This is a genomic window from Levilactobacillus parabrevis ATCC 53295, assembly GCF_001434055.1.
Classification (GTDB): Bacteria; Bacillota; Bacilli; order Lactobacillales; family Lactobacillaceae; genus Levilactobacillus; species Levilactobacillus parabrevis.
Window position 1 is genome coordinate 37,585 of record NZ_AZCZ01000001.1, and the last position, 24,024, is coordinate 61,608.

Annotated in this window: 26 protein-coding genes; 4 read left to right on the top strand and 22 right to left on the bottom strand. The window is 50.1% G+C overall.

Going from position 1 to position 24,024, the window contains the following annotated elements:
• Nucleotides 1–82: 82 nt before the first annotated feature.
• The 6 genes from ptsP to FD07_RS00190 are packed head-to-tail and all read right to left on the bottom strand — an operon-like array spanning nt 83 to nt 5,074.
• Nucleotides 83–1,813, bottom strand: coding sequence for a phosphoenolpyruvate--protein phosphotransferase (gene ptsP / locus FD07_RS00165; protein WP_020088321.1), 1,731 nt, complete (start codon nt 1,811–1,813; stop codon nt 83–85).
• A 33-nt stretch (nt 1,814–1,846) separates the two neighbouring features.
• Nucleotides 1,847–2,386, bottom strand: coding sequence for a hypothetical protein (locus FD07_RS00170; RefSeq protein ID WP_020088322.1), 540 nt, complete (start codon nt 2,384–2,386; stop codon nt 1,847–1,849).
• 44 nt (nt 2,387–2,430) lie between these two features.
• On the bottom strand, nt 2,431–2,913 hold the full coding sequence (locus FD07_RS00175) for a PTS system mannose/fructose/N-acetylgalactosamine-transporter subunit IIB (RefSeq protein ID WP_020088323.1): 483 nt from the start codon (nt 2,911–2,913) through the stop codon (nt 2,431–2,433).
• A 35-nt stretch (nt 2,914–2,948) separates the two neighbouring features.
• Nucleotides 2,949–3,365 (bottom strand): PTS sugar transporter subunit IIA, encoded by a 417-nt coding sequence (locus FD07_RS00180; protein ID WP_020088324.1) that lies wholly within the window; start codon nt 3,363–3,365, stop codon nt 2,949–2,951.
• Between the two features lie 18 nt (nt 3,366–3,383).
• Nucleotides 3,384–4,289, bottom strand: coding sequence for a PTS system mannose/fructose/sorbose family transporter subunit IID (locus FD07_RS00185; RefSeq protein WP_020088325.1), 906 nt, complete (start codon nt 4,287–4,289; stop codon nt 3,384–3,386).
• 14 nt (nt 4,290–4,303) lie between these two features.
• A complete protein-coding gene (locus tag FD07_RS00190; protein WP_020088326.1) occupies nt 4,304–5,074 on the bottom strand; it encodes a PTS mannose/fructose/sorbose/N-acetylgalactosamine transporter subunit IIC in 771 nt (256 codons plus the stop codon).
• A 171-nt stretch (nt 5,075–5,245) separates the two neighbouring features.
• Between FD07_RS00190 and FD07_RS00195 the strand changes: the two genes are divergently transcribed.
• Together FD07_RS00195 and FD07_RS00200 are read left to right on the top strand one after the other, a co-directional pair.
• Entirely contained in the window at nt 5,246–5,902 is a 657-nt protein-coding gene (locus FD07_RS00195) for a histidine phosphatase family protein (protein ID WP_020088327.1), read from the top strand.
• Between the two features lie 141 nt (nt 5,903–6,043).
• Nucleotides 6,044–6,940 carry a LysR family transcriptional regulator gene (locus FD07_RS00200; RefSeq protein ID WP_020088328.1) on the top strand — a complete coding sequence of 299 codons (897 nt, stop codon included), beginning with the start codon at nt 6,044–6,046 and terminating at the stop codon, nt 6,938–6,940.
• A gap of 72 nt (nt 6,941–7,012) precedes the next feature.
• On the opposite strand, the gene FD07_RS00205 is transcribed toward FD07_RS00200, so the two are convergent.
• Together FD07_RS00205 and FD07_RS00210 are read right to left on the bottom strand one after the other, a co-directional pair.
• Nucleotides 7,013–7,399: a hypothetical protein gene (locus FD07_RS00205; protein WP_020088329.1), complete on the bottom strand. Its 387-nt coding sequence runs from the start codon at nt 7,397–7,399 to the stop codon at nt 7,013–7,015.
• Nucleotides 7,400–7,421: 22 nt separating this feature from the next.
• The gene (locus FD07_RS00210) at nt 7,422–7,826 is read right to left on the bottom strand and encodes a DUF948 domain-containing protein (protein ID WP_020088330.1); all 405 of its coding nucleotides are present in this window, start codon (nt 7,824–7,826) and stop codon (nt 7,422–7,424) included.
• Nucleotides 7,827–8,017: 191 nt separating this feature from the next.
• Between FD07_RS00210 and FD07_RS00215 the strand changes: the two genes are divergently transcribed.
• Entirely contained in the window at nt 8,018–8,890 is an 873-nt protein-coding gene (locus tag FD07_RS00215; protein ID WP_020088331.1) for a mechanosensitive ion channel family protein, read from the top strand.
• A gap of 179 nt (nt 8,891–9,069) precedes the next feature.
• On the opposite strand, the gene cbpB is transcribed toward FD07_RS00215, so the two are convergent.
• Genes cbpB through murI form a run of 4 tightly spaced genes read right to left on the bottom strand, consistent with a single transcriptional unit; the run spans nt 9,070 to nt 11,542 of the window.
• Nucleotides 9,070–9,561, bottom strand: a complete 492-nt coding sequence (cbpB, locus tag FD07_RS00220) for a cyclic-di-AMP-binding protein CbpB (RefSeq protein WP_020088332.1) — start codon at nt 9,559–9,561, stop codon at nt 9,070–9,072.
• 8 nt (nt 9,562–9,569) lie between these two features.
• A complete protein-coding gene (locus tag FD07_RS00225) occupies nt 9,570–10,103 on the bottom strand; it encodes a YfcE family phosphodiesterase (RefSeq protein ID WP_020088333.1) in 534 nt (177 codons plus the stop codon).
• Nucleotides 10,104–10,105: 2 nt separating this feature from the next.
• Nucleotides 10,106–10,705, bottom strand: a complete 600-nt coding sequence (locus tag FD07_RS12555) for an XTP/dITP diphosphatase (RefSeq protein ID WP_020088334.1) — start codon at nt 10,703–10,705, stop codon at nt 10,106–10,108.
• A 3-nt stretch (nt 10,706–10,708) separates the two neighbouring features.
• A complete protein-coding gene (gene murI / locus FD07_RS12560; RefSeq protein ID WP_020088335.1) occupies nt 10,709–11,542 on the bottom strand; it encodes a glutamate racemase in 834 nt (277 codons plus the stop codon).
• Nucleotides 11,543–11,932: 390 nt separating this feature from the next.
• Here murI and FD07_RS00240 point away from each other — a divergent pair, with 390 nt between their 5' ends.
• A complete protein-coding gene (locus tag FD07_RS00240) occupies nt 11,933–12,451 on the top strand; it encodes a YslB family protein (RefSeq protein WP_020088336.1) in 519 nt (172 codons plus the stop codon).
• Between the two features lie 140 nt (nt 12,452–12,591).
• On the opposite strand, the gene trxA is transcribed toward FD07_RS00240, so the two are convergent.
• The 10 genes from trxA to FD07_RS00290 form a co-directional block, all read right to left on the bottom strand.
• Nucleotides 12,592–12,906: a thioredoxin gene (trxA, locus tag FD07_RS00245; RefSeq protein ID WP_020088337.1), complete on the bottom strand. Its 315-nt coding sequence runs from the start codon at nt 12,904–12,906 to the stop codon at nt 12,592–12,594.
• Between the two features lie 120 nt (nt 12,907–13,026).
• Nucleotides 13,027–15,390, bottom strand: coding sequence for an endonuclease MutS2 (locus FD07_RS00250; protein ID WP_020088338.1), 2,364 nt, complete (start codon nt 15,388–15,390; stop codon nt 13,027–13,029).
• Between the two features lie 30 nt (nt 15,391–15,420).
• Nucleotides 15,421–15,951, bottom strand: coding sequence for a CvpA family protein (locus FD07_RS00255; protein ID WP_020088339.1), 531 nt, complete (start codon nt 15,949–15,951; stop codon nt 15,421–15,423).
• A 1-nt stretch (nt 15,952) separates the two neighbouring features.
• Nucleotides 15,953–16,249 (bottom strand): cell division protein ZapA, encoded by a 297-nt coding sequence (locus FD07_RS00260; protein WP_020088340.1) that lies wholly within the window; start codon nt 16,247–16,249, stop codon nt 15,953–15,955.
• Nucleotides 16,250–16,495: 246 nt separating this feature from the next.
• Complete coding sequence (locus FD07_RS00265; RefSeq protein ID WP_020088341.1) at nt 16,496–16,807, bottom strand: DUF1292 domain-containing protein; 312 nt, start codon at nt 16,805–16,807, stop codon at nt 16,496–16,498.
• Between the two features lie 8 nt (nt 16,808–16,815).
• Nucleotides 16,816–17,253, bottom strand: a complete 438-nt coding sequence (gene ruvX, locus FD07_RS00270) for a Holliday junction resolvase RuvX (RefSeq protein WP_020088342.1) — start codon at nt 17,251–17,253, stop codon at nt 16,816–16,818.
• On the bottom strand, nt 17,250–17,522 hold the full coding sequence (locus FD07_RS00275; RefSeq protein WP_020088343.1) for an IreB family regulatory phosphoprotein: 273 nt from the start codon (nt 17,520–17,522) through the stop codon (nt 17,250–17,252). The genes ruvX and FD07_RS00275 overlap by 4 nt, the downstream gene beginning before the upstream one ends.
• A 678-nt stretch (nt 17,523–18,200) precedes the next feature.
• On the bottom strand, nt 18,201–20,837 hold the full coding sequence (gene alaS / locus FD07_RS00280; RefSeq protein ID WP_020088344.1) for an alanine--tRNA ligase: 2,637 nt from the start codon (nt 20,835–20,837) through the stop codon (nt 18,201–18,203).
• A 778-nt stretch (nt 20,838–21,615) separates the two neighbouring features.
• Nucleotides 21,616–22,974 (bottom strand): DEAD/DEAH box helicase, encoded by a 1,359-nt coding sequence (locus tag FD07_RS00285; RefSeq protein ID WP_020088345.1) that lies wholly within the window; start codon nt 22,972–22,974, stop codon nt 21,616–21,618.
• Nucleotides 22,971–23,936 carry a DHH family phosphoesterase gene (locus tag FD07_RS00290; RefSeq protein WP_020088346.1) on the bottom strand — a complete coding sequence of 322 codons (966 nt, stop codon included), beginning with the start codon at nt 23,934–23,936 and terminating at the stop codon, nt 22,971–22,973. Before FD07_RS00290 ends, FD07_RS00285 begins: the two co-directional genes overlap by 4 nt.
• Nucleotides 23,937–24,024: the final 88 nt, after the last annotated feature.

Consider the following 24,024-nt stretch of genomic DNA (forward strand, 5'->3'; position numbering starts at 1 on the left):
AAAAAACACGCGCTGACCTGATCGCAGGTCAGCGCGTGCTTTCGTAAACTAGACATTTAATCTAATGAGATGGTCTTCATAATTACCCTTGACTCGTCTTCAGCTTCTCAACCAAAGCCTTGACCTGATCACTCGTTTCGCAGTCGTTAATGGCCGCTTCCGCAAGGTCACTCAGGGTTGAAGCATCAAGGTGCTTCATCAAGTTCCGGGTCTTCAGGACCGAGGTGGCACTCATCGAGAATTCATCGAGGCCCATCCCCATCAACAGCGGTACCGCTGTCTGGTCACCGGCCATTTCACCACACATCGCCACGCTCGTTCCGTGACGGTGAGCAGCCTTAATGACGTGGTTAATCAGGCCCAAGAGGCTTGGATGGTACGGCTGGTAGAGGTAGGAAACACGTTCGTTCCCCCGATCGGCCGCGAAGGTATACTGAATCAGGTCGTTGGTTCCAATACTAAAGAAGTCAACTTCCTTAGCAAAGTGATCGGCAAAGATCGCCGCGTTAGGAATTTCAATCATCATGCCTAACTTGATGGTCTCGCCCACCTTGACGCCAGCCGCAACCAACTTCGTCTTTTCTTCGTTGAAGATGGTCTTGGCCTGCCGCAGTTCCTCCAGCGTGGCAATCATTGGGAACATGATCCCCAAGTCACCAAACGCCGAGGCCCGAATCAGTGCCCGGAGCTGCGTCCGGAAAATATCCTGCCGCTTCAGGGAAATCCGGATAGCCCGGTAGCCCAAGAACGGATTCATTTCCTTTGGCAGTTGCATGTATGGCAGGTCCTTGTCGCCCCCGATATCCATCGTCCGGATGACTACCGGCTTGCCGTCCATTTGTTCAACGGCCGCCTTGTAGGCAGCAAACTGAGTCTCTTCGGAAGGCAACTGATCACTATCCATATAAAGAAATTCGGACCGGAACAGGCCAATTCCTTCGGCACCAGACTTCAGAACAGCCGGTAGATCGGCTGGCGTCCCAATGTTGGCAGCCAACATGAAGGATTGCCCGTCCTTAGAGACGGTTGGTTCGTCCTTCAGCTTTTCCCACAACGCCTTTTGTTCGGCAAAATCACTAGCTTGTTGCTGGTAATCTGCCAACTCGGTGTCGTCGGGTGCAGCTAGGGCTACCCCGTGCAGGCCATCCAGAATGACCGTTTGCCCATCCTGAATACTAGTCGTGGCGTTCTCAGTCCCGACAACCGCCGGAATTTCCAACGTCCGGGACATGATGGCCGAGTGACTCGTCCGACCACCCAAATCCACTAGAATCCCCTTCACGAACTGTCGGTCCAGTTGGGCTGTGTCGGAAGGCGTCAGATCATGGGAAACAACCACAACTGGTGAATCAACCAGTGCCAAGTTGGGCAGTGGCCGGTTCAGCAAGTGACTGAGCACCCGCTTTGTCACGTCGCGGACATCGGCGGCCCGCTCCTGCATGTAAGCGTTGTCAGTCATTGCCTCAAGCATCGCTGAGAACTGGTCAGCCACGTCCTGTTGCGCCGTCTCGGCATTGCAGGACTTCTGAGTAATCTCATCCTCTACTTGCTTAATAAAATCCGGGTCATTGACCATCGCCAGATGGGCATCGAAGACCTCTGCCTCTTTAGGGCCAAGGTTTTCGAGTGCTTTAGCTTTGATCTCTTCCAACTCGGTTACGGTAACCTTCCGAGCAGCGGCCAACCGATCGATTTCAGCTTGCGGATCGGTAACCGTGGTTTTTTCGAAACTTAAATCTGGGTCAACTAACGTGTAGGCCTTAGCGATGCCAATCCCATCGCTGGCCGCGATTCCTGTAATTTTCGTCGACATACGTCATTTCTCCTCGAGTAATTCAGTCCGTCATCAGCGCTTCTTCTCCAGCACCTTATTGACCAGAATGCTGGGGTTGTGTTTCACTCCTTGACGTTGTAGCTCCTCAAAGATATTGAGAAATTGCTTTTGCCGGAACTTGAACCCATCGATCATGATAGAATAGAAAGCCATGTTCCCGTTACTAACGAGATTGCGCGTGAGGACCACGTTCTTCTCGTCCTGACTGATCACGGTCTTCCGCGCCAGGATACCAATCTGCATGACGGCATTGTTTGGCGTCATTTCAATCTTCAAGATATCCGCCCACGGCACCACAACCGCTGGTTCCTGCGTATTATCCGTAATGCCCTGATCGTCGAAAATATAGTCGGGGCGTTTAGCATGGCCCTTCACCGCAGTCTCAAAGGCCGCATAGAAGAACAGTAAGCCAAAAGCCACCGCCAAGATCTTCATGATTAACCAGGTCGAGGTGAAAACCACCCCACAGATGGCCAGGCCAAACAGAATGAAGACAATCGTCGTCATATAAATTCGTAATCGGCTGGGATAAACTTCGTACGCTTCTTTCATTATCAATTCCTCAAATCATTTGTGAACTAACCCGCCGTCAACCGTTACTTGATAGCTGAGTCGTATTCTACTCGCTTGGAGTCTGGCACAGTTTGGAAGTAGATTTCCAAACCGTTGTCGTGGAATTCCTTCAAAAGTGCCTTTTCGTCATCGCCAATAGCAACCGTTGGAATCACGAACTTGGTGTTAGCTTTCTTGGAGACCCCACCAACGTTGAGTTCTTTTAATTCCAGCCCAGCATCCATGGCCTCCTTAACTTCCTTGATGTACTTGAAGACCACAACGACCTTGTCATCGCCGAATTGGTTCTTCTTCCATTCTTCAGCAACTTCAGTGGCACTGTAAACTTTGATGCTCAGACCACCGGTAGAGTTGGTGCTGACGTAGATATCCTTCATAAAGTCGTCAGCAGCCGTAGCGTTGTCCACCACGTAAACAGAATTCGTGCCAAAACCCTTGGTCCACTTCGTCATAACTTGACCGTGAATCAGACGATCATCGACCCGTGCTAAATTAATTTGTCCCATAATAGTTATCCTCCAATTTTAACGTGCTTAATTTTCTATGATTGGTGTAAGAAATTCTTGTCGATCAACTTCATCCCTTCGGTGGCAACACCGATAGAATCCGTGATCAATTTTTCAGTATTATCTTCGGCTTCTGAGAAGTTCAGAATATTGACGAGGAGTGGTAAACTCAGGCCCGTCACGATCTTCATGTCGTGATACTTGGCCAGAGTTGACAGGGACACGTTAGATGGACTCCCACCTAATAAGTCGACTAACAGAACAGTTTCGTCATAATCGGCTTCGTTGGCTTGTAAAATATCATAAACTTTTGTCCGCAAATCATCAACCGATTCGCCGGGATGCAGGCCCAATGCTTTCACATTTTCCTGTGGTCCCATCAATAATTCCATGCTCTTGACAGTTTCAACACCCATATCACCGTGGGTAATCACTAAGAATGCTCGCTTCATAATCGCTAATTCCTCCTGTTAGATGACGTAGAAGATACTCAATACAACTAACGCAATGGTTAAGTAAACCAGACCACGCGTGATCTTGAGACCCTTCTTCTGGAAGTACCAGTACAGCATCAGTACGGCGAACAGTGGCAGGATTCCTGGGAGAATCGTGTTCAAGATATCCTGAACGTCGAAGACCTTCTTACTGATGGTGAACTTCAGGTAACTTTGAATCTTAATGTATTGCCCGGCCAAAATCCCCATCATGTAAAGCCCGAGGACCCCTAAACCATCAATAATTCCGGCCATTCGGCCACCGGTCATGATTTCCTTAGCGGCAGCCCGCCCCAGTGAGTAACCCATCTTAGTGAAGTAATAACCATAAGTAAAGGTTGCGATGGCGAAGCAGAGGAATGGAAGTAAAGCTCCCATGAAGTTCCCCTTCTGGGCGAAAGGCAAGAAGATGGCGATGAAAATGTATTGCACAGTCCCGGAGTCAATGGAATCCCCAATACCAGCCAGTGGACCCATCAGCCCAACTTTGGTGTTGTTGATCATGTCTTCGGAAATTGGTTCCTCACCGTTGGCTAAGGCCTTGGCCCGTGCTTCTTCCAGTGAGATGGTCACACCAGTTAACGTTCCCCCACCCCAAGTAGCCTGGGTGTTGAAGAATAACAGGTGGCGTTGAAAGGCTTTCGCCAATTCCGTTTTATCTTTATACAACTTCTTTAAGGTTGGAATCAACCCGAAACAGAAGGCTGGTGCCAACATCCGGTCAAAGGTATGTGGGACTTCGTTGGCCCACCACCAACCGAACCAGGATTTCATTAAATCTTTATTCGTAATCTTATCAGGTTGCGGAATCCGATGTTCTTCAGCTTGAACATCTTCGTTTTCAGCAACGTCAACGTTGTTTGCAGCTACTTCTTCACTCATTGATTTCTACCTCCTTAATTCGTCGATTTCTTTGAAGTAAATGTCACGTAAAGGATGGCGAAGATGGCACCGAAGATGGCGTAGATCGTCATGCTGATGTCCAACTTGGCAAAGGCCACACTCATGAAGTAAGCCAGGAAGAAGAATGGTAAGAGTTGTTTCTTCCCGATAACTTGCATGATTACGGCGATCCCTAAGGCAGCCAACCCACCACCGACACTGTTCAAGACGTGAATCAACGTCCCGTGTTCGATGTTAGCAACTAAACCAGAGATAACGGGTGCCCCGAAGTAAAGGGCGATGAACATCAGTGGAATGAACAGCGCGAAGGAAATCAATGTTGGAATTCCCATGATCGCAAATCCTAAGCCTCGTGCATTCCCTTCCTTGGCGTATTTGTCCATTGGCTTCAACGCGAAGGTGTTGAGGAAGAATCTGAATTGATAGAGGTAACTTCCGAGTAACCCAACTGGCACCGCAATCGCGATGGCCCCTTGAGGACTCATGTGGCCCAGCAGCGCAACTGGCACTGCAATCGCCGTGGCAATACATGGTTCGGCGGGTAAGGCTCCCCCTGGCGCAACAAACCCCATGTAGACTAACTGAATGGCAGCGGTTACAATCATAGCTTGTTTGATGTCCCCCATGATGAATCCAACCATCATCCCTGTCATCAACGGACTAAACCGCATTGTCAGGGTTGAAAAACCTAAAATTCGTGATTCAACCAAAGCGACCCAAAGTGCAATCAGTAACGCTTGCCAGATAGATAACGTCACATGCATGATAAATGCCTCCCTAAAGTAAAATATATAATGGCTACACAAGATAATCATTCTTACCTGTCCGGTAAAAACATCTGTCTCTATTATAAATGAAATCGGTTTCATTACAACCTTGAATATAATCTTTTTTTCGAATAGAATGGAATCAAACCATAATGGGGGTAAAATAGCATGACTGAAATCACAATTTACGTTGTCCGCCATGGCGAAACCTTACTGAATTCCTTTGATCGGATGCAGGGCTGGGTGGATTCTGACCTCACGGCTAAGGGCCGTCAACAGGCCCTGACCACCGGTAAACAATTAGCAAACATTCCATTTGATTATGTTTGCTCGTCGGATCTCAACCGCGCGATCGATACGCGTGACCTGATTCTCTCGCAACTGGCCCATCAGCCTAAGATCATCGCGCCCAATGCAACCTTCCGCGAAGTCTTCTTCGGCTATTATGAAGGCCTCAACGCCCCAGCTGCCTGGCAGGAAGTCTCCCAGGCCACGGGCTACGCCGGCCAGGAAGAGCTGATCAGTCACTTCGGTTTTCCCAAGACGCGTCAGCTCATGCACGATGCGGACCCTGCTCATCAAGCAGAGACCTACAATCAGGTGATCGCCCGCTGGCAGCACGGCTTTGACGTCATTCATGAAGTCTGCCCCGACAAGGCAACCGTCCTGTTGATTACCCACGGGACGTTCATTCGAACCCTGGCTGATCATCATGGGATCAATATTTTGGGGAACTTCCCATTGAACGGCAGTGTGTCTATTGTGAAGGAAACCGATGACAGTATAAAACTCATGAGCTATAATCAGACTACAGATATTAAGTAGTGTTTACAGTGCCTCCAGGGCGTCAAAACCAGTCGCCTCCGGCTGCCAACATTGTTTGACAACACATTTAGGTACGCTGATTTTAGCACACCCTATAGATATCACAATCAAAGCATTTAGAATAAAATTGGAGATAGACTCATGAATTCAGAGCTTTTGCAGACCTTTTTAAAAATTGTTGAATACCGGCAGATCTCCCAGGCTGCAGATTCTCTGTATATTACGCAAGCCGCCGTAAGTAACCGGTTACATCGAATGGAGAGCCTCTTGGGAGTCAAGTTGATTAACCGCGTCAAAGGGAATAATACGATCTCTTTGACGTCGTATGGTACACGCCTTGTACCAATTGCCCGCCAATGGATTCAACTTAGCAATCAAGTTGATAGCCTCAAGGAGATTGGCGACTACCATGTTTTAACGGTGGCGACCTCCCTTGATATCAACACGGCGATCCTTTCCGAAATAGCGCCGCTGGCTTTGCAGGACGATTCTCTACTGCGTCTCAACATCCAAACCACTGACGACTTGAATATATACAACCTGATTGATAACGATCTTGTAGACATTGGCTTTTCCTTTATCGAATCCACCCGGCACAAGATTGAAACGCGCAAGATTGGTCAAGAGCGGTTAGTTCTCGTGACCAAGCCAACCAGTAACTATCCGGACTTCGTGGGGACAGCCATGTTGTCGCGCTACGACGAGCTCATGATTCCTTACAGCGACAATTATCGCAAGTGGCACATGTTGTGCTGGGAGGACAAGATTCCCCCGTTCGTGCGACTCGACACCAGTCTTGCCGTGCCGCAGTACCTGGTCAACGACCGCAACTGGGCACTGATTCCAGAATCCATGGCGCGCTTCTTTATCAAGCACGGGCAACCGCTGCGCATTCTCCATCTAATGGAAAAGCCGCCGCTGCTGCCGCTAATCGCTGTGAGCCGGCCGCAACGAATCAACGCACCAGAATCCAAGAAGCTTGCGGTCAAGATTCAATCGGAATTATTTAAAATTCAGCAAGACAACGACTTTATCTAGACAACACAAAACGGACGCGTTGGCCCTACCGAAATTGGTAGTGGTCAACGCGTCCGCTATTTCGTTTAAAAATTATTCAGCGTTGTCGCTCTTCGCTTCATCGGCAGCGGCAGTGTCACTAGTTTCTTCATCACTAGCAGGTTGCTCGTCTGGTAAGTCAGCGACTTCATCGCTACTCAAGACAATGTCATCGGCTGGTTCATCGGCAACATCGTCCGGCACCGTCTTCCAAGCTGGGGCATCATCCTTGGCCTCAAATTTGTCGTTCAAAGCTTCTTTGAAATCATCTGCTGCGTCTGCGGCATAGAAGGCGTAATCCACGGCACGGTCTTTGAAAGCATTGTAGCGGTCACGTGCGGCGTCCTTCAAGGCTTCGCGTTGTTCCAGGTCCAAAGCGTGATAGGCCGCGTAGGCTGCCCCACCGATTAATAATCCTGCTAATAACTTGTGTTTTGCCATATTAATGACTCCCTTTCCGTGATTATTCCTTATTTTTGTGATTTCTGTAGAGGTCAAACGCCGTCTTGCCAACTTTAGCAGCTAATGACGTTTTGGCCGTCTGTTTAGCCGTATCCGATACGCGGTCGGTCAGGTTCCGGGTTGCCGTGTTCAAATCAGAAACACTCTCGCCCAAATCCGCTGCGGCCTGGAAGACTGGATCGATGGTGGCAACTTTCTGGTTGACGTCTTCCAATAATTCATTCGCGTTAGCCATGATATTTTCGGCCTGGTGACTGATGACATCAATATCCGATGTCATCGTTTTCACCGACTTGTTTACCTCACCTAACGTTTTATTCATTTTGACTAAGAACATGCCAATGAAGAGGACCAGAATCAAAAACGCAATCGCTGCGATCAGGCCCGCTACTTGTCCACCGGTCATGACAACCCCTCCTTGTACTCAGTTACTTACCAATAGAATAGCATTCTCAGGGGGCGGGTGCAATTAAAACCCCAAATCCGGCCGCCTTTTCTCACCCAACTCTGGGCGCCACCTGTAAAATCTGCTAAACTAGAGAATAAACTCCCTACGCCATTGATTGCGTGGCGTAGGCTTCAAAGGAGACGCGTTTCTTGACGGACCTCGTAACGACCACGGCCACTTCTTCCAAGTGGTTCCAACACTACATCACTTCTTTTGACTGGGAGAAGTTCATGCACCTCATTACCAGTCGCTTTCTGTCCTTACTTTTTTTAACACTTTTATTTTTTGTCATCAACTTTGTCGGAAAATTCATTCTACGGCGAAGCTTCAAGCGTTACTTGGTCCCCAAGTCCGGGCCAAGCAATCGCCTACAAACTATCAGTATGCTGACGATGAATCTGTTTCACTACACGATTCTTTTCTTCTGGATCTATGCTTTATTGTCCACACTGGGCGTTCCCGTCGGCACACTAATTGCCGGTGCCGGAATCTTTAGTTTGGCATTAGGCCTGGGTGCCCAAGGATTCGTGAGCGATCTGGTTACCGGGATCTCCATTCTCATGGAACAACAGCTCGATGTCGGTGACGTCGTTCAGATCGGTACGATTGAAGGCACGGTCACATCGATTGGGCTGCGGACCACGCAGGTCACCAGCGCTGATGGGACGTTGAACTTCATCCCCAACCGCAACATCACCATTGTCTCTAACCGGTCGCGAAATAACATGCACGCGTTGGTCAACATCCCTATCGCTCCAACGACACCGGTGGAAAAGCTTCCAGATATCATCAAAGCGGTTAACGAAACGCTGGTGCCCCAGCACCCCAGCGTCATTGGCGAGCCGGCCATCACTGGTGTGGTTACGCTGCCACCAAACGAATTGGTCTTTCAAGTTGCCCTGACTTGTAAAAGCGGCAGTCAATTTACGCTTCAGGCCAGCTTCCTGACGGCCTACCTGAAGGCCATCCGCCAAGCAGGCATTCAATTGCCGACCCACGCGTCGATGCCTGCTAGTAAGTAAGCCAAAAATATCGCCTGCGGCTAAACTGTCTTTTAGCTTAAACATGCACACGTCATCAAACTATTTGAGTTTTACAATACCATCAAGCCTCTGATGTAACTAAGTAATAAAATGCCCGAATCTTCTGTTAAGTTAGAAGATTCGGGCATTTTATTTTACGCAATTGTAGTGGCGACCAATTATTTATCAGCCTGGTCTGCCACCTTTTCTTTTGCGGTCACGTCATAATATTTGTGGAGATTGTGCGCCAGGAAATTGATCCGTTTCAATAGCTCACGCCGCGTGATAATTCCCTGAAAGACCTTATCGTCATCAACAAGGGGAATAAACGGCTCATCCACTAAGTAGTTTAAAATTGTTTCGAGTTTAGTTGGATCACTCACCCACCGGTTGACCGGTAGCATCGCATCGGCCACCGTGTAACGACTGAGCTGTTCCACTGCCGCCCCCGGCACATGCAGGAGATATTCCGAAATCGCTGCCAGCGAAATCATCCCCTGTAGCCGATCATCGGGCGTCAACACTGGAATCCGGCTGTAACCAACCTTCGACAACACCATAAAGGCGTGTTCTAAAGTATTGGTTGCCGTAACGTTCGCAACCACATCCGCAGAGATCACGTAACTTTTCGGATCTTTAAGGAGCATTTGTTCAACGGCTGGGTCAATCATGCCTTAATTCATCCTTTCTGCGTCTCCGTCCGGGCAAACGTGAATTTCAAATCCGGCACAGGCTGCCCGTCCCGCGTCACGTACTGCACGATCCATTGGGTCGCCGTTACCGTGATCAGCGCACAGGTTCCGCCTAAATACCGGAACTCACCGCGCGGCTGACTGATACTCCCGGGATTCACAAACAGATGACCACCGACCACTTCGGCTGCCAACTTGTGCGTGTGTCCGTAGAAGACGGCATCGGCCTGAGCAGCATCCGCCCGCAGTTTCAACTGGGTCAGATCCCAGTTCACGCCATCGTGATGCCCATGCGTCAGTAAGACTTGTCGCCCATCGACTTTAGGCGTGACGACCAACGGTAGATTGGTATCAAAATCCATGTTGCCTTGAACCACATAAGCATCCTGAAACCACGAATCATCAGCCGTCATTTCCGAATCGCCACAGTGAAACACAGCGTCCGGCTGTAACTGTTGTTTTAGCGTGACCAGAATGTCCCGGTCACCATGATTATCACTGATCACTAACCATCGACTCATCGTTAAGCCTCCCACCAGGCATCGAACTGCGGCAACATCGCTGCCACAGCTTTCGCCCTGTGACTGTACTGATTCTTAGTCGCTAAGCCCATCTCGGCAAAGGTCAACCGTTCCTCAGGCACATAGAATAACGGGTCGTAGCCGAAACCATCGTGGCCACGGGGAGCCGTTAGGATTTCACCCCGAACTTCCCCGGTGGCGACTAACTTCTTACCGTCGGGCTTGATGAGAACCAATGACGTGTGAAAGGCTGCTCCCCGTTTCGTGGCGGGGACGCCTTCTAAGTTCGCCAATAGTTTCGCATTATTCTTGGCGTCGTCATGGTCACCAGCGTAACGGGCCGAGTAGATTCCCGGTTCCCCGTTCAGCGCATCGACCATCAGTCCTGAATCATCGGCCAATACGGGCAATTGCGTCTCGTGCGCGACCGCCGTTGCCTTTAACGTGGCATTCTCGGTGAAGGTTGTCCCGGTCTCCACAACTTGCTTGAGATTGGGGAAATCTGCCAGTGTCTTCACCGTCAAACCCTTAGGTTCAAAGATTGCGCGGAATTCGCGGGCCTTACCGGCATTGTTCGTGGCAATGACAATCGTGTTTTCCATTCGTTATTCAACCTCCGTTGTTTGGGTCAACTCTGCCACGGGCAAATGATGCGCCCGGACAGGCGTCTCTTCTAACCAATTATCGGCTAATTTATTGAATCGGTCAACGTCACCCGTGGTGAAATAGTCCCCCGCCGGATGCTGGACACCGCTTGGATTGGCTAAATTCCAATAATCCAGCAACGATGTCGCCATGTTTGCCGTGGCGGTGCCGGGATCAACCAAGGTCACATCGGGCCCAACGACTTCTTGAATCAAAGGCCGCAACAGGGGAAAATGCGTGCAGCCCATGACTAAGGTATCGATATTTTTATCCAGTAATGGTGCCAGGCCAGTCTTGACCACCGACTGTGCGTGCGCTGACGTTAAATCATTAGCTTCCACTAAGTCCACAAAATTTTGCGTCGCTAAACTAAAGACTGTGTTGTGGGGATCCTTCGCCAGAATCGTTTGCTGGTACTGGTCACTCTTGACCGTCCCTGAGGTCGCAATCACGCCAATCCGATGGTTCCGCGTGGCCTGCACTGCCGCGCGCGCTCCCGGTGCGATGACACCTACAACGGGAATGATCAGTTCCTTTTGCATGGTCGTGAGCGCTGCCGCGGTCGCCGTGTTGCAGGCGATAATCAACATTTTAATATCTGCCTGGCGTTGTAAGAACCCGGCAATTTGACGCGTGAAGGTCGTGACCTCCGCCGCATCGCGAGGACCATATGGCAACCGCGCCTGGTCCCCTAAAAAGACTGTCTTTTCGGTAGGCAACAGCCGTTGAACTTCTTTTAATACCGTTAAGCCGCCGACTCCAGAATCCATTAACCCAATTGGACTGTTTTGCATGAATCAACGCTCCTCTCAATTACTTGAAACTATATTATCGCCTTTTTATGAAGCGGATTCAAGTTTCTTGCCGTGAAAATATCTGCTAGCCTTCAAAAAATCAGCTTGATTCCACATTCACCAAACTTTTCCTATTTCTTAAATTATTACCATTGATTGCTTCAAACTGCTAGCTATCAGCTGATGACAATTACTTGCACGCTTACAGAGTGGCAGACCAATCTCAGTCATTCATCTCACATAGCGGTTTCAAGTCAAGGTGACAGACCGTTTCTCAGGCTTTCACCGCTCCTCACAACAGGCGGAATCCCTGGCAACCGCAGGCGACAACCTTCAACCTTTAAGGTATAATGAATGCAGAATATAAATCGGACAAAGGAGCCAACTATTTTGAAAAACTTATACCAGACCGTCATGAACGATGCTGCGGGTGCTCAGTATCTCCCGCAGATGATTCTTCGTGACGCCCTCATTCCAGAATTACTCGGTGAGGACAAGGGTGCCATCGGTTACTGGGCCGGTAAATCGCTCGCACGCAAATTTCCGATTGGCAATCCTAAAGACGCTGCCATCTTTTTTGAGCAAGTTGGCTTTGGTACCCTCTCACTTGTGAAGCAAACCTCACACATGACCCGCTGGCAGCTCAGTGGTGATCCCGTCCGCCTCCGGCTCCAAGTCGTCGGCGACACTGATTTCACCCTCGAAGCTGGCTTCCTTGCTGAAATGATGGCCCAACAGCTGGGTATCATCACCGAAGCAGAATTGGTGGAAACTGGCCGTAAGTTGAAGAATCAAGCTGTCACTTTCGATGTCTACACGGACCCGGACGACGTGATTCCGGAATACGATGCGCCACAACCACTTCACTTGGTTAAACCCGTTGGCGAGAACGAAGATAGTGAAGACTAGCCGCTATCTTTTTAAAGAACGATAGATACGAGTGAAACCCATTAGAGGTTTCACTTTTTTTATTTCACAATATTTTACCCGTTTATACAAAACGACTGCTGCGGACAATTCCGTAGCAGTCGTTTTTTTGACCAGCGTCTTTAAGCTTCAACGTATTGGTCTAAAATCTTCTTTAATTGATCCTTGGAGTGGTAGCCCACGATTGAATCGACCACTTTACCGTCCTTCTTGACCAGCAAAGTTGGGATGCTCATGATACCAAAGGATTGTGGCGTGTTAGGGTTGGCATCAACGTCCATCTTGTTAAAGGTAACGTTGTCCATTTCCCCAGCCAATTGTTCAACTACTGGTGATTGCATCCGACAAGGACCACACCACGTTGCCCAAAAGTCAGTCAAGGTAACGCCCGTAGCAGTATCTTGTTCAAAGGTTTTGTCCGTTGTTTCCGTAACCATTGTATTGCCTCCCTATCAAATTCATAACTTAACTACCAGCAGCATCTCAGGTTGCTTCATAATTAGTCTACCAGACTTTGATAAAATCACAACTAAATTGCTCACAACTTAATTGCCGAATTATTTAAACCGCACGACCGTGGAACCATCGCCCCCGGCATTGGCGGGTGAGAAGCCAAAGCTCTTGATACGGTTGTTGCGCTTCAGATAGTCCGTTACACCCTTACGCAGAGCACCGGTTCCCTTCCCATGAATGATCGTCACGGATGGGTAACCTGCCAGCAGTGCGGAATCGATGTACCGATCCACTTCAGCCATGGCCTCTTCGTAGCGGTGGCCCCGCAAGTCCAGGGTTGGTGACATTCCGGATGATCCGGACCGTCGAACCGTGGCCCGCGGTTGCTTCTTACTCTTGGCGGAGTCCTTAGCCTTCTCCAAGTCATTATTGGCAATCTTCATCTTCAGGATGCCCAGTTGAACTTCCCAATGACTATCGTCCAACTGCTGCATCAAGACCCCAACTTGACCGTAGGACTTCACGAGAACACTGTCGCCCTTGTGGAAGTCGAGCTTGGCCTTTTCACGCCGTAGAACCCGGTTCTTCTTGAGCTTGGTGTCCTGTTGCAGGGCATTCAAGGCCCCCTGCGCAGCAATCAATTCATCTTCCTTAACCACACTCTGACCGGCAGCCAATTGCTTCTTGCGAATGTCCGCAATGATCTGGTTAGCTCGTTTCCGAGACTCATCGACCAAGCGGTTCGCATCACGTTTGGCATCCAGCATGAGTTGGTCCTTCTGGTGCTGATACTGTTCGAATTGCTTCTGGAGCTGGTCGTGAAGCGCATTGGCTTCCTCCAACTGTGTCTGTAGCTCGGCAGCGTCACGATCTGCGTGGCGTTTCTGCTCAGTCAGGTCGCTGATCATGGCATTCAAGTCCTGACTATCTTGATCGGTCAAGCCTCGAGCGGCGTCGATGACCTGGGCTGGCATGCCCAAACGAGAAGCGATATCTAGCGCGTTACTCCGCCCAGGAATCCCAATCAGCAGGTGATAGGTCGGGCGTAACGTTTCCCCATTAAATTCCATACTAGCATTGATGGTATCCGGTCGGTTGTACCCGTAAGCCTTCAGCTCGGGGTAGTGGGTCGAAGCCATTACATAACTACCCAGCGTCCCAATCTCGTCCAGAATGGCAATGGCCAAGGCGGCCCCTTCTTGAGGATCGGTCCCGGCACCCAATTCATCGACGACGATCAGGCTACGTTCATCGGCTTGACGCAGAATGGCAACGATGTTTTCCATGTGCCCAGAGAACGTGCTCAGGCTCTGCTCAATGGATTGTTCATCCCCAATATCGGCAAAGATATCATCAAAGACACCGATCACACTGTTTTCGTTGGCCGGAATAAATAACCCCGACTGCCCCATCAGCTGAACCAGCGCCAGTGTCTTCAGCGTGATGGTCTTCCCACCGGTGTTCGGCCCCGTCACGATAATAGCCTTGTAGTCACGACCAATCGTAATGTCATTGGCAACAACCTTCTTCTGGTCGATCAACGGGTGGCGGGCCTGCCGCAAGTTCACTTGATTATCCAGCGACAACTTCGGTTCACTCGCCTTCAGTTGGTGGGCGTAGCGGGCCTTCGCATTGATAAAGTCAAAGTGACCGAGTAACTCGGCGTTGCGGAGAATTTCATCCTGATAAGGTGCCAGTAAAGCCGTCAGCTCAGCCAGGATTCGTTGCTCTTCGTGACGTTCATCCATTTGATTCTGCCGCAAACGGTTGTTTAAACCCACGACAGCTTGTGGTTCAATGAACAGCGTCTGACCGCTGGCACTTTGGTCATGCACGATGCCGCCGAAACGTTGCTTGTATTCGGCCCGGACCGGAATCACGTAGCGGTCGTCACGGATCGTTACGATGGTTTCACTCAGATACTTAGCGTCTTTCCCCCGCGTATACTGGTCCATCGTGGTGCGGATGGCCGCCTCGGTCTGAGTGATGTGTTGGCGGATCTGCTTTAATGCGGGTGAGGCTTCGTCCGTGATATGACCGTCGCCTTCCAGCGAGGTCCGTAAACGCCGGGTCACGTCGGGTAAGGTCACGAGTTCCTTGACTACCCGGTTTAACCGTCGTAGATCGATTTCCTTTTCTTCCAAATCACGGAAGAACTTGACCACGGAACTGGTCGTCCAGAGGACGCGGCTGATCTGTGCCAGTTCGAGGCCGTTCAGGGCGGCTTCCATGGCTAACCGGTGTAAATGGGGCCGAATGTCGTCTAATTTGGGCAGCGGAATGCCGCTCTCCAAGCGGTAAATATCCGCGCCATCTCGCGTTTCATCGAGCCAAATCTGGAGTTGCTTCACATCGGCCGTGGGTTGGAGCTGATTGAGCTCGTGTTGCCCAGCGGCGGAGACTAAATAACCGCGAAGCGCCTGCTTGATGCGGTCGTACTCCATAATCTTTAGTGTTTTTTGATTCATAGGACGCTCCTCTCTAACGAGTCGTCAGAATTAATGTTCTGTCAGCCACCAGTTGTAGACTTGCTTCGAAAGGACCGGCGTTTGCTTCACGATCCACTGAGCAACTGGTGACGCTTGATAACTGTTTTGGAATCCCTTAACTGGTAACAGGATCATCAGATTTAAAATTAGAAAGATCACCACATAACGGATGACCAGGTTGATTAGACCCCCGGCTAGCGAATTCACTTGATGAATCACTGGTAGCCAGGTTACCTTATTGAGGCCATACGCCACCCGGTGAACGATGAAAAAGCCCACTGTCAGGATGGCGGAGAAAGCAATTCCATTTAAGAAGAAACTGCTGCTCTGGGCCGCCGTGACCGCACTGGCCGAACTGTCCAACGACAGGTTGCCAATGAACTGCCCGATCCCCGTTGCTAGTGGCTTGGCAAAGAACCGCGCGGCCAACCAAACGACGATGTACCCAATCGTATTGAGCACTTGCAGAACCAAGCCCCGACGATAACCTCGGCGATAACCGAAGATCAATACAACCAGAATAATTAGACTTAAAACCAAACTATTCCTCCGTTTCCGGAGCGCTCGCTGAACTAGCCGCTGTGTCTGGCGTCTCTGCCGCTTGGCTCGCCGCAACGTCTGCCGTCGAAGCCATCTTCAGCTGGTCGGAGACGGCGTTGAAGGCCATCAAAATGGCGGCGTCTTCCTTGGATAGATTTGGTGATAATTGCTTTAATTGCGTGAATTGTTGATTCAAAACTTCAGTAACCGCTCGCATATGTTCATCGGAGGTCTGGCCCACAATCGTGTAGGTTTTCCCGGCGATGACGGCTTTGAAGCGGTGCGTCTGTTCCGTCATTTCTCATTCCCCCTGCTGTTTTGTGTGCTCATGATCCATCGATTCGTCGGCACCAAATCATCGAATCAGTCGATTGCTTGACGGCGAACCTAAGCCCACAATGCACAATACTTTATTTTACCATTACTAACCACTTCGTTGCACGCTTTGTGGCCCGCTTCCTTGGAATCTTTCCAGTAAGTACCACCAGATTCATGGTAAACAAAAAAGAGCGGAATTCCTCCGCCCTTTCACTTATCAATTTGACTAGCCTTGCTTGCCAGCGTTAGGATCAATCGTCCCATCTGCTAAGAAGGTGTTTAATACGGATTCAACCATATCCCATTCATCATCGGATTCGATCAATTGCAGGTCGCCACCGGATGGGTTAGCTGGATCATCGTCAGCTGGTAAAGCGTAGGCTTGGATATCAACTTCCTCGTCTTCGCTCTTGCCGGCTGGGTAAATCAAAATGTATGACTTACCAAAGTCGTCAGATTCAAAGGTAAACAGGACATCGTATAACTCTTCGTCACCGTTTTCATCAACTAATGTGATTTGTTCTTGGTCTTCGTTCATGGGAAACCTCACTTTTCTCGGGTTAATTTTCCGTGCCGATCTAAATAGTTCTGCAGGATTAACCCGGCTGCTAATTTATCAATTACTTTTTTCCGCTTACGGCGTGATGTGTCAGCCTGTTCCACTAACATACGCTCCGCCTCTACGGTTGTCAACCGTTCGTCTTCGAAGTCAACGGGCAAATGGAACCGCTCCGTCAACATCTCCCCGTACCGCTTAGAAGCCGCGGCCCGTGGGCCCAACGAATTGTTCATATTCTTAGGCAGACCTACGACAAAACCATCAACGTCGTGTTCGGCGACCAACTCAGCCACCCGATCCAACCCAAAAACCTCTGACTCTTCGTCAATTCGAATAATCTCGACACCCTGAGCCGTCCAACCTAGGGCATCACTAATGGCAATACCAACCGTGCGCGAACCAACATCCAACCCCATTAACTTCATGAAGGCTTCACCGGTCCATTCTGGTTGAGATAAACGCGAACCAATTCTTCAATAATCTCGTCACGCTCATGCTTGCGAATCAGGTTCCGTGCATCATTGATACGCGGAATGTACGCAGGATCGCCCGATAGTAGGTACCCGACAATCTGATTAATTGGGTTATAACCCTTTTCTTCTAGTGCTTGATAAACCGTTACCAGTGTATCATGGACGTCCTTTGGCTGGTTAGCGCCAAAGTCGAAATACATCGTTTTGTCTAATGAACTCACTATAAAACACCCCCGCACTTCCTCACTTAGCCTCAATTTTACTCGATAATTCGGCAAACTACAACGACCGACACCCAATGTAATCTATTCGTAATACTGCCGTTATCAAGGGAGCCGCCCATCACGGACCGCTCCCTTGATGAAACACGATTATCTTAATCCATTCGCCCGTGGCTGTCAGGGATTCTGCCTGCTGTGGAGGAACGCCTGCAGCCAATGAGCTGACTTACACCGTTGTCACAGCTGACACCATCTTTGGCCTCCACTGACTAGGATAACTTTCACTAAGGATTGCTGAGTCGTCCTAGTTATCGTTTTGGGTAAAATTGAGAATGTGATCTGATTCGCTTTAGTTGTTTCGGTTAGTACGCCTAGCCCAGAGCCAAGCCAGACTTCTGTTTAATCTGGTTCGAAGCCTGCTCTTTCACTTCACGTAGCCGAAACGTGTTCCACAAGGCAGGTCCCTGCGCTTAACCTCAATAAGGAAAAATCCAAACCCGGGATTTTGCCCTTATTGACGTTAATGCTCAGGACCTAAACACCTTGTTCCACACTCTTTTATGAAACGTGCCCCTCAAGGCAGACTCCTGTGCTTAACCCCAATAAGGAAAAAGCCAGGCCCGGGCTTTTATCTTTATTGACGTTAATGCTCAGGACCTAAACGCCTTGTTCTGCACTCTACTGTTTTTCCAACCACTCAACAGCTGCAGTCATGGCATCTGGTAAGCCCGCTGGGTTCTTCCCACCGGCTTGGGCCAGGTTTGGCCGACCGCCACCACCACCATTGATCTTTGGTGAAATCGCCTTGATCAGGTCGCCAGCCTTGACTTGCCTTTGCTTGTCAGCGCTGACCGCAACGATCAGATTAGCCTTGCCGTTGACTTCGGCACCCAGTACCAAGACATCGGAGAGCGCCTTTTCACGCCACGTGTCGGCCAAGGCCCGTAGTTGGTCCATCTTGGAGACTTGGACCGTCCCACTGATCAGCTTGTAGTCGCCCGCTTCAGTAACTTGGTCAAAGACCGCACTGGCTTCCTGACTAGCTAATTTACCTTCTAAGGCTGCTTGCTTCTGTTCTAAGCTCTTTACCTGTGCCTGTAGGCTCGTCACCTTTTGTTCCACTTCGGCGTCCTGAGTGACCTTTAAATCGCCAGCAACGGCGTCTAAGATTTCACTCCGACCTTGCAGGTACTTGTAGGCTGCGGCTGAGGTAACGGCTTCGATCCGCCGTACCCCGGCACCGACACCGGATTCAGAGGTAATCTTGAACAGACCAATTTCATTGGTGTTCTTGACGTGGTTCCCCCCACAGAATTCAGTGACAAAGTCGCCAGCACTGACGACCCGGACAACCTTGCCGTACTTTTCGCTAAACAGTGCGATGGCGCCCATCTTCTTAGCGGATTCGATATCCGTTTCTACCGTCGTAACGGGTAATTCTGCGAAGATCTTTTCGTTGACGATGGCTTCAGCCTTGGCTAAGTCAGCAGGATCAACTTGCCCAAAGTGGGTGAAGTCAAACCGCAAGTAGTCGCCTTCCACTAAGGAACCGGCTTGTTGCGTGTGTTTGCCAAAGACTTCACGTAAAGCCTTGTCCAACAGGTGGGTCGCGGTATGGTTCTTTTCGACCTTGCTGTGGAACTTCGCGTCAACCTTTAATTCGTAGGTCGTGCCCTTCTTCAAAGGCGCGACAACGGTCAAGGTATGCAGGTTTTGCCCGTTTGGCGCGTGTTGAACGTCGGCCACGTGTGCAACCACGTTACCGTCAAGGTCGTAGATATCCCCCTTGTCGGCCACTTGGCCACCCATTTCAGCGTAGAATGGCGTCGTATCAAACATGGCTTCGGCCGTTCCCGTTGTTGCCTCATTGGCTAACTGGTCATCGACGACCAGTTCGGTCAATTGGCTCTTGGTTTCAAGCTGCGTGTAACCCACGTATTGGCTAGGCGTCGTGACATTGATCAGGAGGTCGTGTTGTAAGCCCATGGCCTTTTGCTTGCCCCGGGCGTTACGAGCACGGTCCTTTTGCTTCTGCATTTCTGCCTTGAAGCCGTCTTCATCGACCGTGATATTTTGATCATCGGCGTATTCTTCCGTCAGTTCAACTGGGAAACCGTACGTATCGTAGAGCTTGAAGGCATCGGCACCAGCGATTTGGCTACCACCCTGCTTCTTCAAGTCAGCAATCAGACTGTTCAGTAGGTTCAACCCACCGTCCAGCGTTTCACCGAACCGGTCTTCTTCAGAACGTACGACCTTGGCGATGTAGTCACTTTGCTTGAGCACGTCGGGGTAGTATGATTCCATGATCTTACCCACAACTGGGACTAATTGGTCCAAGAAGGCCCCTTCGATTCCCAGCTTTTGGCCGTTAACAATGGCCCGACGAATCAACCGACGGATAACGTAGCCGCGGCCTTCGTTTCCAGGCAAGGCCCCGTCACCAATCGCAAACGTAATGGCCCGCGCGTGGTCGGCAATCACCTTGAAGGACACGTCGTCTTCATGGTTGGCACCGTACTTCTTACCAGCACTGAGTTCCGCCGTCTTTTCGATGATTGGCAGGAATAAGTCGGTTTCAAAGTTAGTTTTGGCATTTTGGAAAATGGAAACGACCCGTTCGAGACCCATCCCCGTATCAATGTTCTTCCGAGGCAGTGGCTTGTAAGTGCCATCTGGCTCGTGGTTGAACTGGGAGAACACGATGTTCCAAACTTCAAGGTAACGTTCGTTTTCGCCACCAGGATAGTTTTCAGGATCGTCGTCGGCCAAATTGTTAAAGTCTTCGCCACGGTCGTAGAAAATTTCAGAGTCGGGACCAGAAGGCCCTTCACCAATGTCCCAGAAGTTATCTTCTACGGCAATGATGTGATCTGGGGCAACCCCTGCGGCTTCCCAGGCTTCCTTGGCATCGGTATCCTTAGGGTAAACCGTCATGAACAGTTTGTCTGGATCCCAGCCGAACCAGTCTGGTGACGTGAGTAATTCCCACGCCCAGTTGATGGCTTCCGTCTTGAAGTAATCCCCAACGGAGAAGTTCCCGAGCATTTCAAATAACGTGTGGTGCCGAGCAGTCTTCCCAACATTTTCGATATCGTTGGTCCGGATACTCTTCTGTGAACTGGTTAACCGTGGATTCTCAGGAACCACTTGGCCAGAGAAATACTTCTTCATCGTGGCAACCCCGGAGTTGATCCATAGCAACGACGGATCATCCTTGGGAACTAACGATGCACTGGGTTCGATGGTGTGGCCCTTAGACTGGAAAAAGTCCAGGTACATCTGGCGAATCTGACTACTACTTAGGTCTTTCATCTCTTAATACCTCCAAAAAAGTATAAAAAACACCGTTGCCCGTAAAGACGCCGAAGCGCGGTACCACTTTACTTGCAACGATGTTTTAATCGTTTACCTCTTAAACTCATAACGCTGAGTCGCGATGTAGCTGAGGGAGCGCCAGTAACCGACCGAATCGTTTTTCACAGCGACCAAAACGTTTCTGAAAATCGGTGAGTTACGGTATGTCCTCGAATGATATTTAATTGTCCATTAGAAATTATAGGTGGCAACCGCCGCCTTGTCAATCAAGGTTTACGATTAACTCGTGGTTAACATGTAAGTGATAGCCATTGCCTCCAGGCTGGTGAAAATGGACTGGAGCACTGAGGGCGGACGTCCAGAGTCAAAGTGCGGTCTCTGGACTTGTCCTTGAGCCGCCAAACCCGCATCTCAAGGGCACCAATTCTCTAAGCGGTAAACCGCAAGAGAATTCCCACAGCTGAGCCCATTTTCACCAGCCCTGCGGCTTCACACAGTGTTAAACCCGTTTCCTACTTTTCATCTAACTTACTAAATTCAATGAAACAGATGCCTACCACTAAAATTAACCTAGCCGGAGACAATCAGGGATGTAGCCTGCCGTGACAACGCTGTTAGACCGGGGTGACTTTCCTCGGCCTTACAGCGTGGGACGTATTTGGAAATTTGCCTGACTTTGGCAAGGTTTCAAATCGAGCTGGAAGCCCGCTCTTGGGCTGCAAGCGGTCCCCACAGCGGCGGAATCCCTGGTTGTCGCAGGCGGCAAAGGATAAGTTTATTGGTAACGGTCTGATTCGCGTTTGCGGCGCTTGCGTTCGTTACGGGCACTTTGACGTGCTGCCACCCGCTTCTCCTGATCCTTCCGCCGGTGAATTTCTTGCTTGATTTGGTGCTTGTAACCCGGCTTGATCTTCTTTTTCTTCTTCATGACGTAACCAATCAGCGATGGGTCAAGTTTTTCCGTACTCTTGTTCCGCTTCGTCCGCCGGTTCCGGTCGTAGGAATCCACGATTTCACCGTTGCTGATGCGCTTAGGCTGGAACTTAATGCCCATGGATTCGATTTCAGAAATCTTAGCTTCTTCATCTGGTGAGTACAACGTGATGGCCGTCCCAGGCATCCCCTGACGTCCCGTCCGACCAACCCGGTGGACGAAGAAGTCGAGATCTTCTGGAATATCGTCATTGATAACGTGTGAGACCCCTTCGATATCGATCCCGCGGGCAGCCAAATCAGTGGCAACCACGAATTGATACTGGAGGTTTTTGACCTCACGCATAACCCGCTTCCGTTCCCGTGGCTTGATGCCCCCATGAATCATGGCGACCTTTAAGCCTTGCGCCTTCAAGAAGTCGTTGATCTGTTCGACCCGCGTCTTCGTGTTAGCAAAGATCAGGACCAAGTAGGGTTCCCCCATCGTGATCAGCTGTAAGATCAGTTGGTTCCGGTTTTGCCCCTTGGTGGAGATCAACCAGTTATCGATGGTTGGCGAAATGATCGTGCTCGTTGGAATTTCTTCAACAACGGGATGGTTCATGTACTTACGCAGAAATGGATCCAGCCGCTGTGGAATCGTGGCGGAGAAGACCATCATCTGTAATTCTTTAGGCATCCGGCCGGCAATCTTGTCGACTTGGTCCAAGAATCCAAGGTCTAACGTCATATCTGCTTCATCGACAACGAATTGCCGCGTGGTGTGCACATCCAAGGCTTGGGATTGGATTAAATCCAAGACCCGGCCTGGTGTCCCAATAATCAGTTGGGGTTGATAGTGCCGCAGCTTGTTGACCTGGCGCTGCTTGTCGGTTCCCCCAACGTAATTTCCGATACGGATTTCAAATGGGGCTTCGGCAACCAACTGTTCAGCGGCCGTGTGAATCTGGTAAGCCAATTCCCGGCTAGGCGTCGTGATAACGGCCTGTACCTGATTTTCGGAAGTTAATTGGTTAAAAATTGGCAATAGGAAAGTGTGGGTCTTCCCACTCCCAGTTTGGGATTGGCCGACCACGTCTTTACCTGATGCAATGACGGGAATCAATTTTGCCTGAACGGCAGTGGGTTTCGTGAACCCAATCTTTTGCAAGGCCGTCATTAAATACGGTTGCAAGTTGAAAGCTTTAAAGTTTTCGGTCATTCATTTTCTCCTTTAGCGTTCGCCACTAACTCATCGAGCTCGTGGATCACTTGATCGATCTCAGCTTGGTCCTTGGCACCGGCACCACTGGCTAAAGCGTGACCGCCCCCACCGTGATTCTTCGCCAAGCCGTTGATGGAAGGCCCCTTCGACCGCAAACGAATGCGATACGTGTGGTCCTTAGACTCAACAAAAATGGCCCAAGCCACTACTGACGTAATCTTACCGGGTAATGGCACGATGGCAGAGGTTGAATCCCCCTTGCCCAAGCCAAAGGGTTCCACGACCTCATCACTCAACTTGAGATAAGCGGCCCCACTAGGTAAGATTTCCAAATTTTGATAAACATAAGCAGACAACTTCGCCACGGCCGGTGAAATTTCATCTTCGGCCTGGTTGACCTCGGTCGCTGAAAAGTTGTAGCCCATTAATTTGCCAGCGACCGCCATCGTGTTCCCCGTGGTTGCGGGATACATGAAGCGGCCAGTGTCACCCACGATACCGGCGTAGAGTAAGCGCGCAGCGTCATCGGGCATGGTTAATGCAGCCTCGTTCGCTGCGAACCAGTCGTATAACATCTCGGATGTGCTGGAAGCTTGGTCCAGGACCCATTGCAGGTCACCAAAGGCGTCCTCGTTAGGATGATGGTCAATCTTAACGACGGCCTTCCCCGTCGACCAGCGTTCGTCGTCGACTCGTGGCTGATTGGCCGTGTCCACAACGATCACCAAGGCGTCCTTGTAAGCTTCATCAGGAACCTCCTGATCAGCCTGTCCCATCCAGTCAAAGCCGGGATAGTGCTTACCAACTGCATAAACAGTCTTGTCAGGGAAGCTTTCCCGCAGGATGGCCCGCAGTGCGAGCTGAGCCCCGATACAGTCGGGATCTGGCCGCTGATGACGGTGGATGATGATTGTTTCATATTTTTTGATTTCTTCTAAAATGGCAGTTTCTATAGCCATGGTTGTTCACCTATTTTCTATCCGATTTACCAACGCAATTGCGTCGTTACCGCGTTTCAGTATACAAGTTTTACGGGGTAATTTCAAA

Bases quoted from the DNA above. Each gene is read 5' to 3' on its own strand.
- ptsP (WP_020088321.1), bottom strand. From the start codon at position 1,813: ATGTCGACGAAAATTACAGGAATCGCGGCCAGCGATGGGATTGGCATC.
- FD07_RS00170 (WP_020088322.1), bottom strand. From the start codon at position 2,386: ATGAAAGAAGCGTACGAAGTTTATCCCAGCCGATTACGAATTTATATG.
- FD07_RS00175 (WP_020088323.1), bottom strand. From the start codon at position 2,913: ATGGGACAAATTAATTTAGCACGGGTCGATGATCGTCTGATTCACGGT.
- FD07_RS00180 (WP_020088324.1), bottom strand. From the start codon at position 3,365: ATGAAGCGAGCATTCTTAGTGATTACCCACGGTGATATGGGTGTTGAA.
- FD07_RS00185 (WP_020088325.1), bottom strand. From the start codon at position 4,289: ATGAGTGAAGAAGTAGCTGCAAACAACGTTGACGTTGCTGAAAACGAA.
- FD07_RS00190 (WP_020088326.1), bottom strand. From the start codon at position 5,074: ATGCATGTGACGTTATCTATCTGGCAAGCGTTACTGATTGCACTTTGG.
- FD07_RS00195 (WP_020088327.1), top strand. From the start codon at position 5,246: ATGACTGAAATCACAATTTACGTTGTCCGCCATGGCGAAACCTTACTG.
- FD07_RS00200 (WP_020088328.1), top strand. From the start codon at position 6,044: ATGAATTCAGAGCTTTTGCAGACCTTTTTAAAAATTGTTGAATACCGG.
- FD07_RS00205 (WP_020088329.1), bottom strand. From the start codon at position 7,399: ATGGCAAAACACAAGTTATTAGCAGGATTATTAATCGGTGGGGCAGCC.
- FD07_RS00210 (WP_020088330.1), bottom strand. From the start codon at position 7,826: ATGACCGGTGGACAAGTAGCGGGCCTGATCGCAGCGATTGCGTTTTTG.
- cbpB (WP_020088332.1), bottom strand. From the start codon at position 9,561: ATGATTGACCCAGCCGTTGAACAAATGCTCCTTAAAGATCCGAAAAGT.
- FD07_RS00225 (WP_020088333.1), bottom strand. From the start codon at position 10,103: ATGAGTCGATGGTTAGTGATCAGTGATAATCATGGTGACCGGGACATT.
- FD07_RS12555 (WP_020088334.1), bottom strand. From the start codon at position 10,705: ATGGAAAACACGATTGTCATTGCCACGAACAATGCCGGTAAGGCCCGC.
- murI (WP_020088335.1), bottom strand. From the start codon at position 11,542: ATGCAAAACAGTCCAATTGGGTTAATGGATTCTGGAGTCGGCGGCTTA.
- trxA (WP_020088337.1), bottom strand. From the start codon at position 12,906: ATGGTTACGGAAACAACGGACAAAACCTTTGAACAAGATACTGCTACG.
- FD07_RS00250 (WP_020088338.1), bottom strand. From the start codon at position 15,390: ATGAATCAAAAAACACTAAAGATTATGGAGTACGACCGCATCAAGCAG.
- FD07_RS00260 (WP_020088340.1), bottom strand. From the start codon at position 16,249: ATGACGGAACAGACGCACCGCTTCAAAGCCGTCATCGCCGGGAAAACC.
- FD07_RS00265 (WP_020088341.1), bottom strand. From the start codon at position 16,807: ATGAACGAAGACCAAGAACAAATCACATTAGTTGATGAAAACGGTGAC.
- ruvX (WP_020088342.1), bottom strand. From the start codon at position 17,253: ATGAAGTTAATGGGGTTGGATGTTGGTTCGCGCACGGTTGGTATTGCC.
- alaS (WP_020088344.1), bottom strand. From the start codon at position 20,837: ATGAAAGACCTAAGTAGTAGTCAGATTCGCCAGATGTACCTGGACTTT.
- FD07_RS00285 (WP_020088345.1), bottom strand. From the start codon at position 22,974: ATGACCGAAAACTTTAAAGCTTTCAACTTGCAACCGTATTTAATGACG.
- FD07_RS00290 (WP_020088346.1), bottom strand. From the start codon at position 23,936: ATGGCTATAGAAACTGCCATTTTAGAAGAAATCAAAAAATATGAAACA.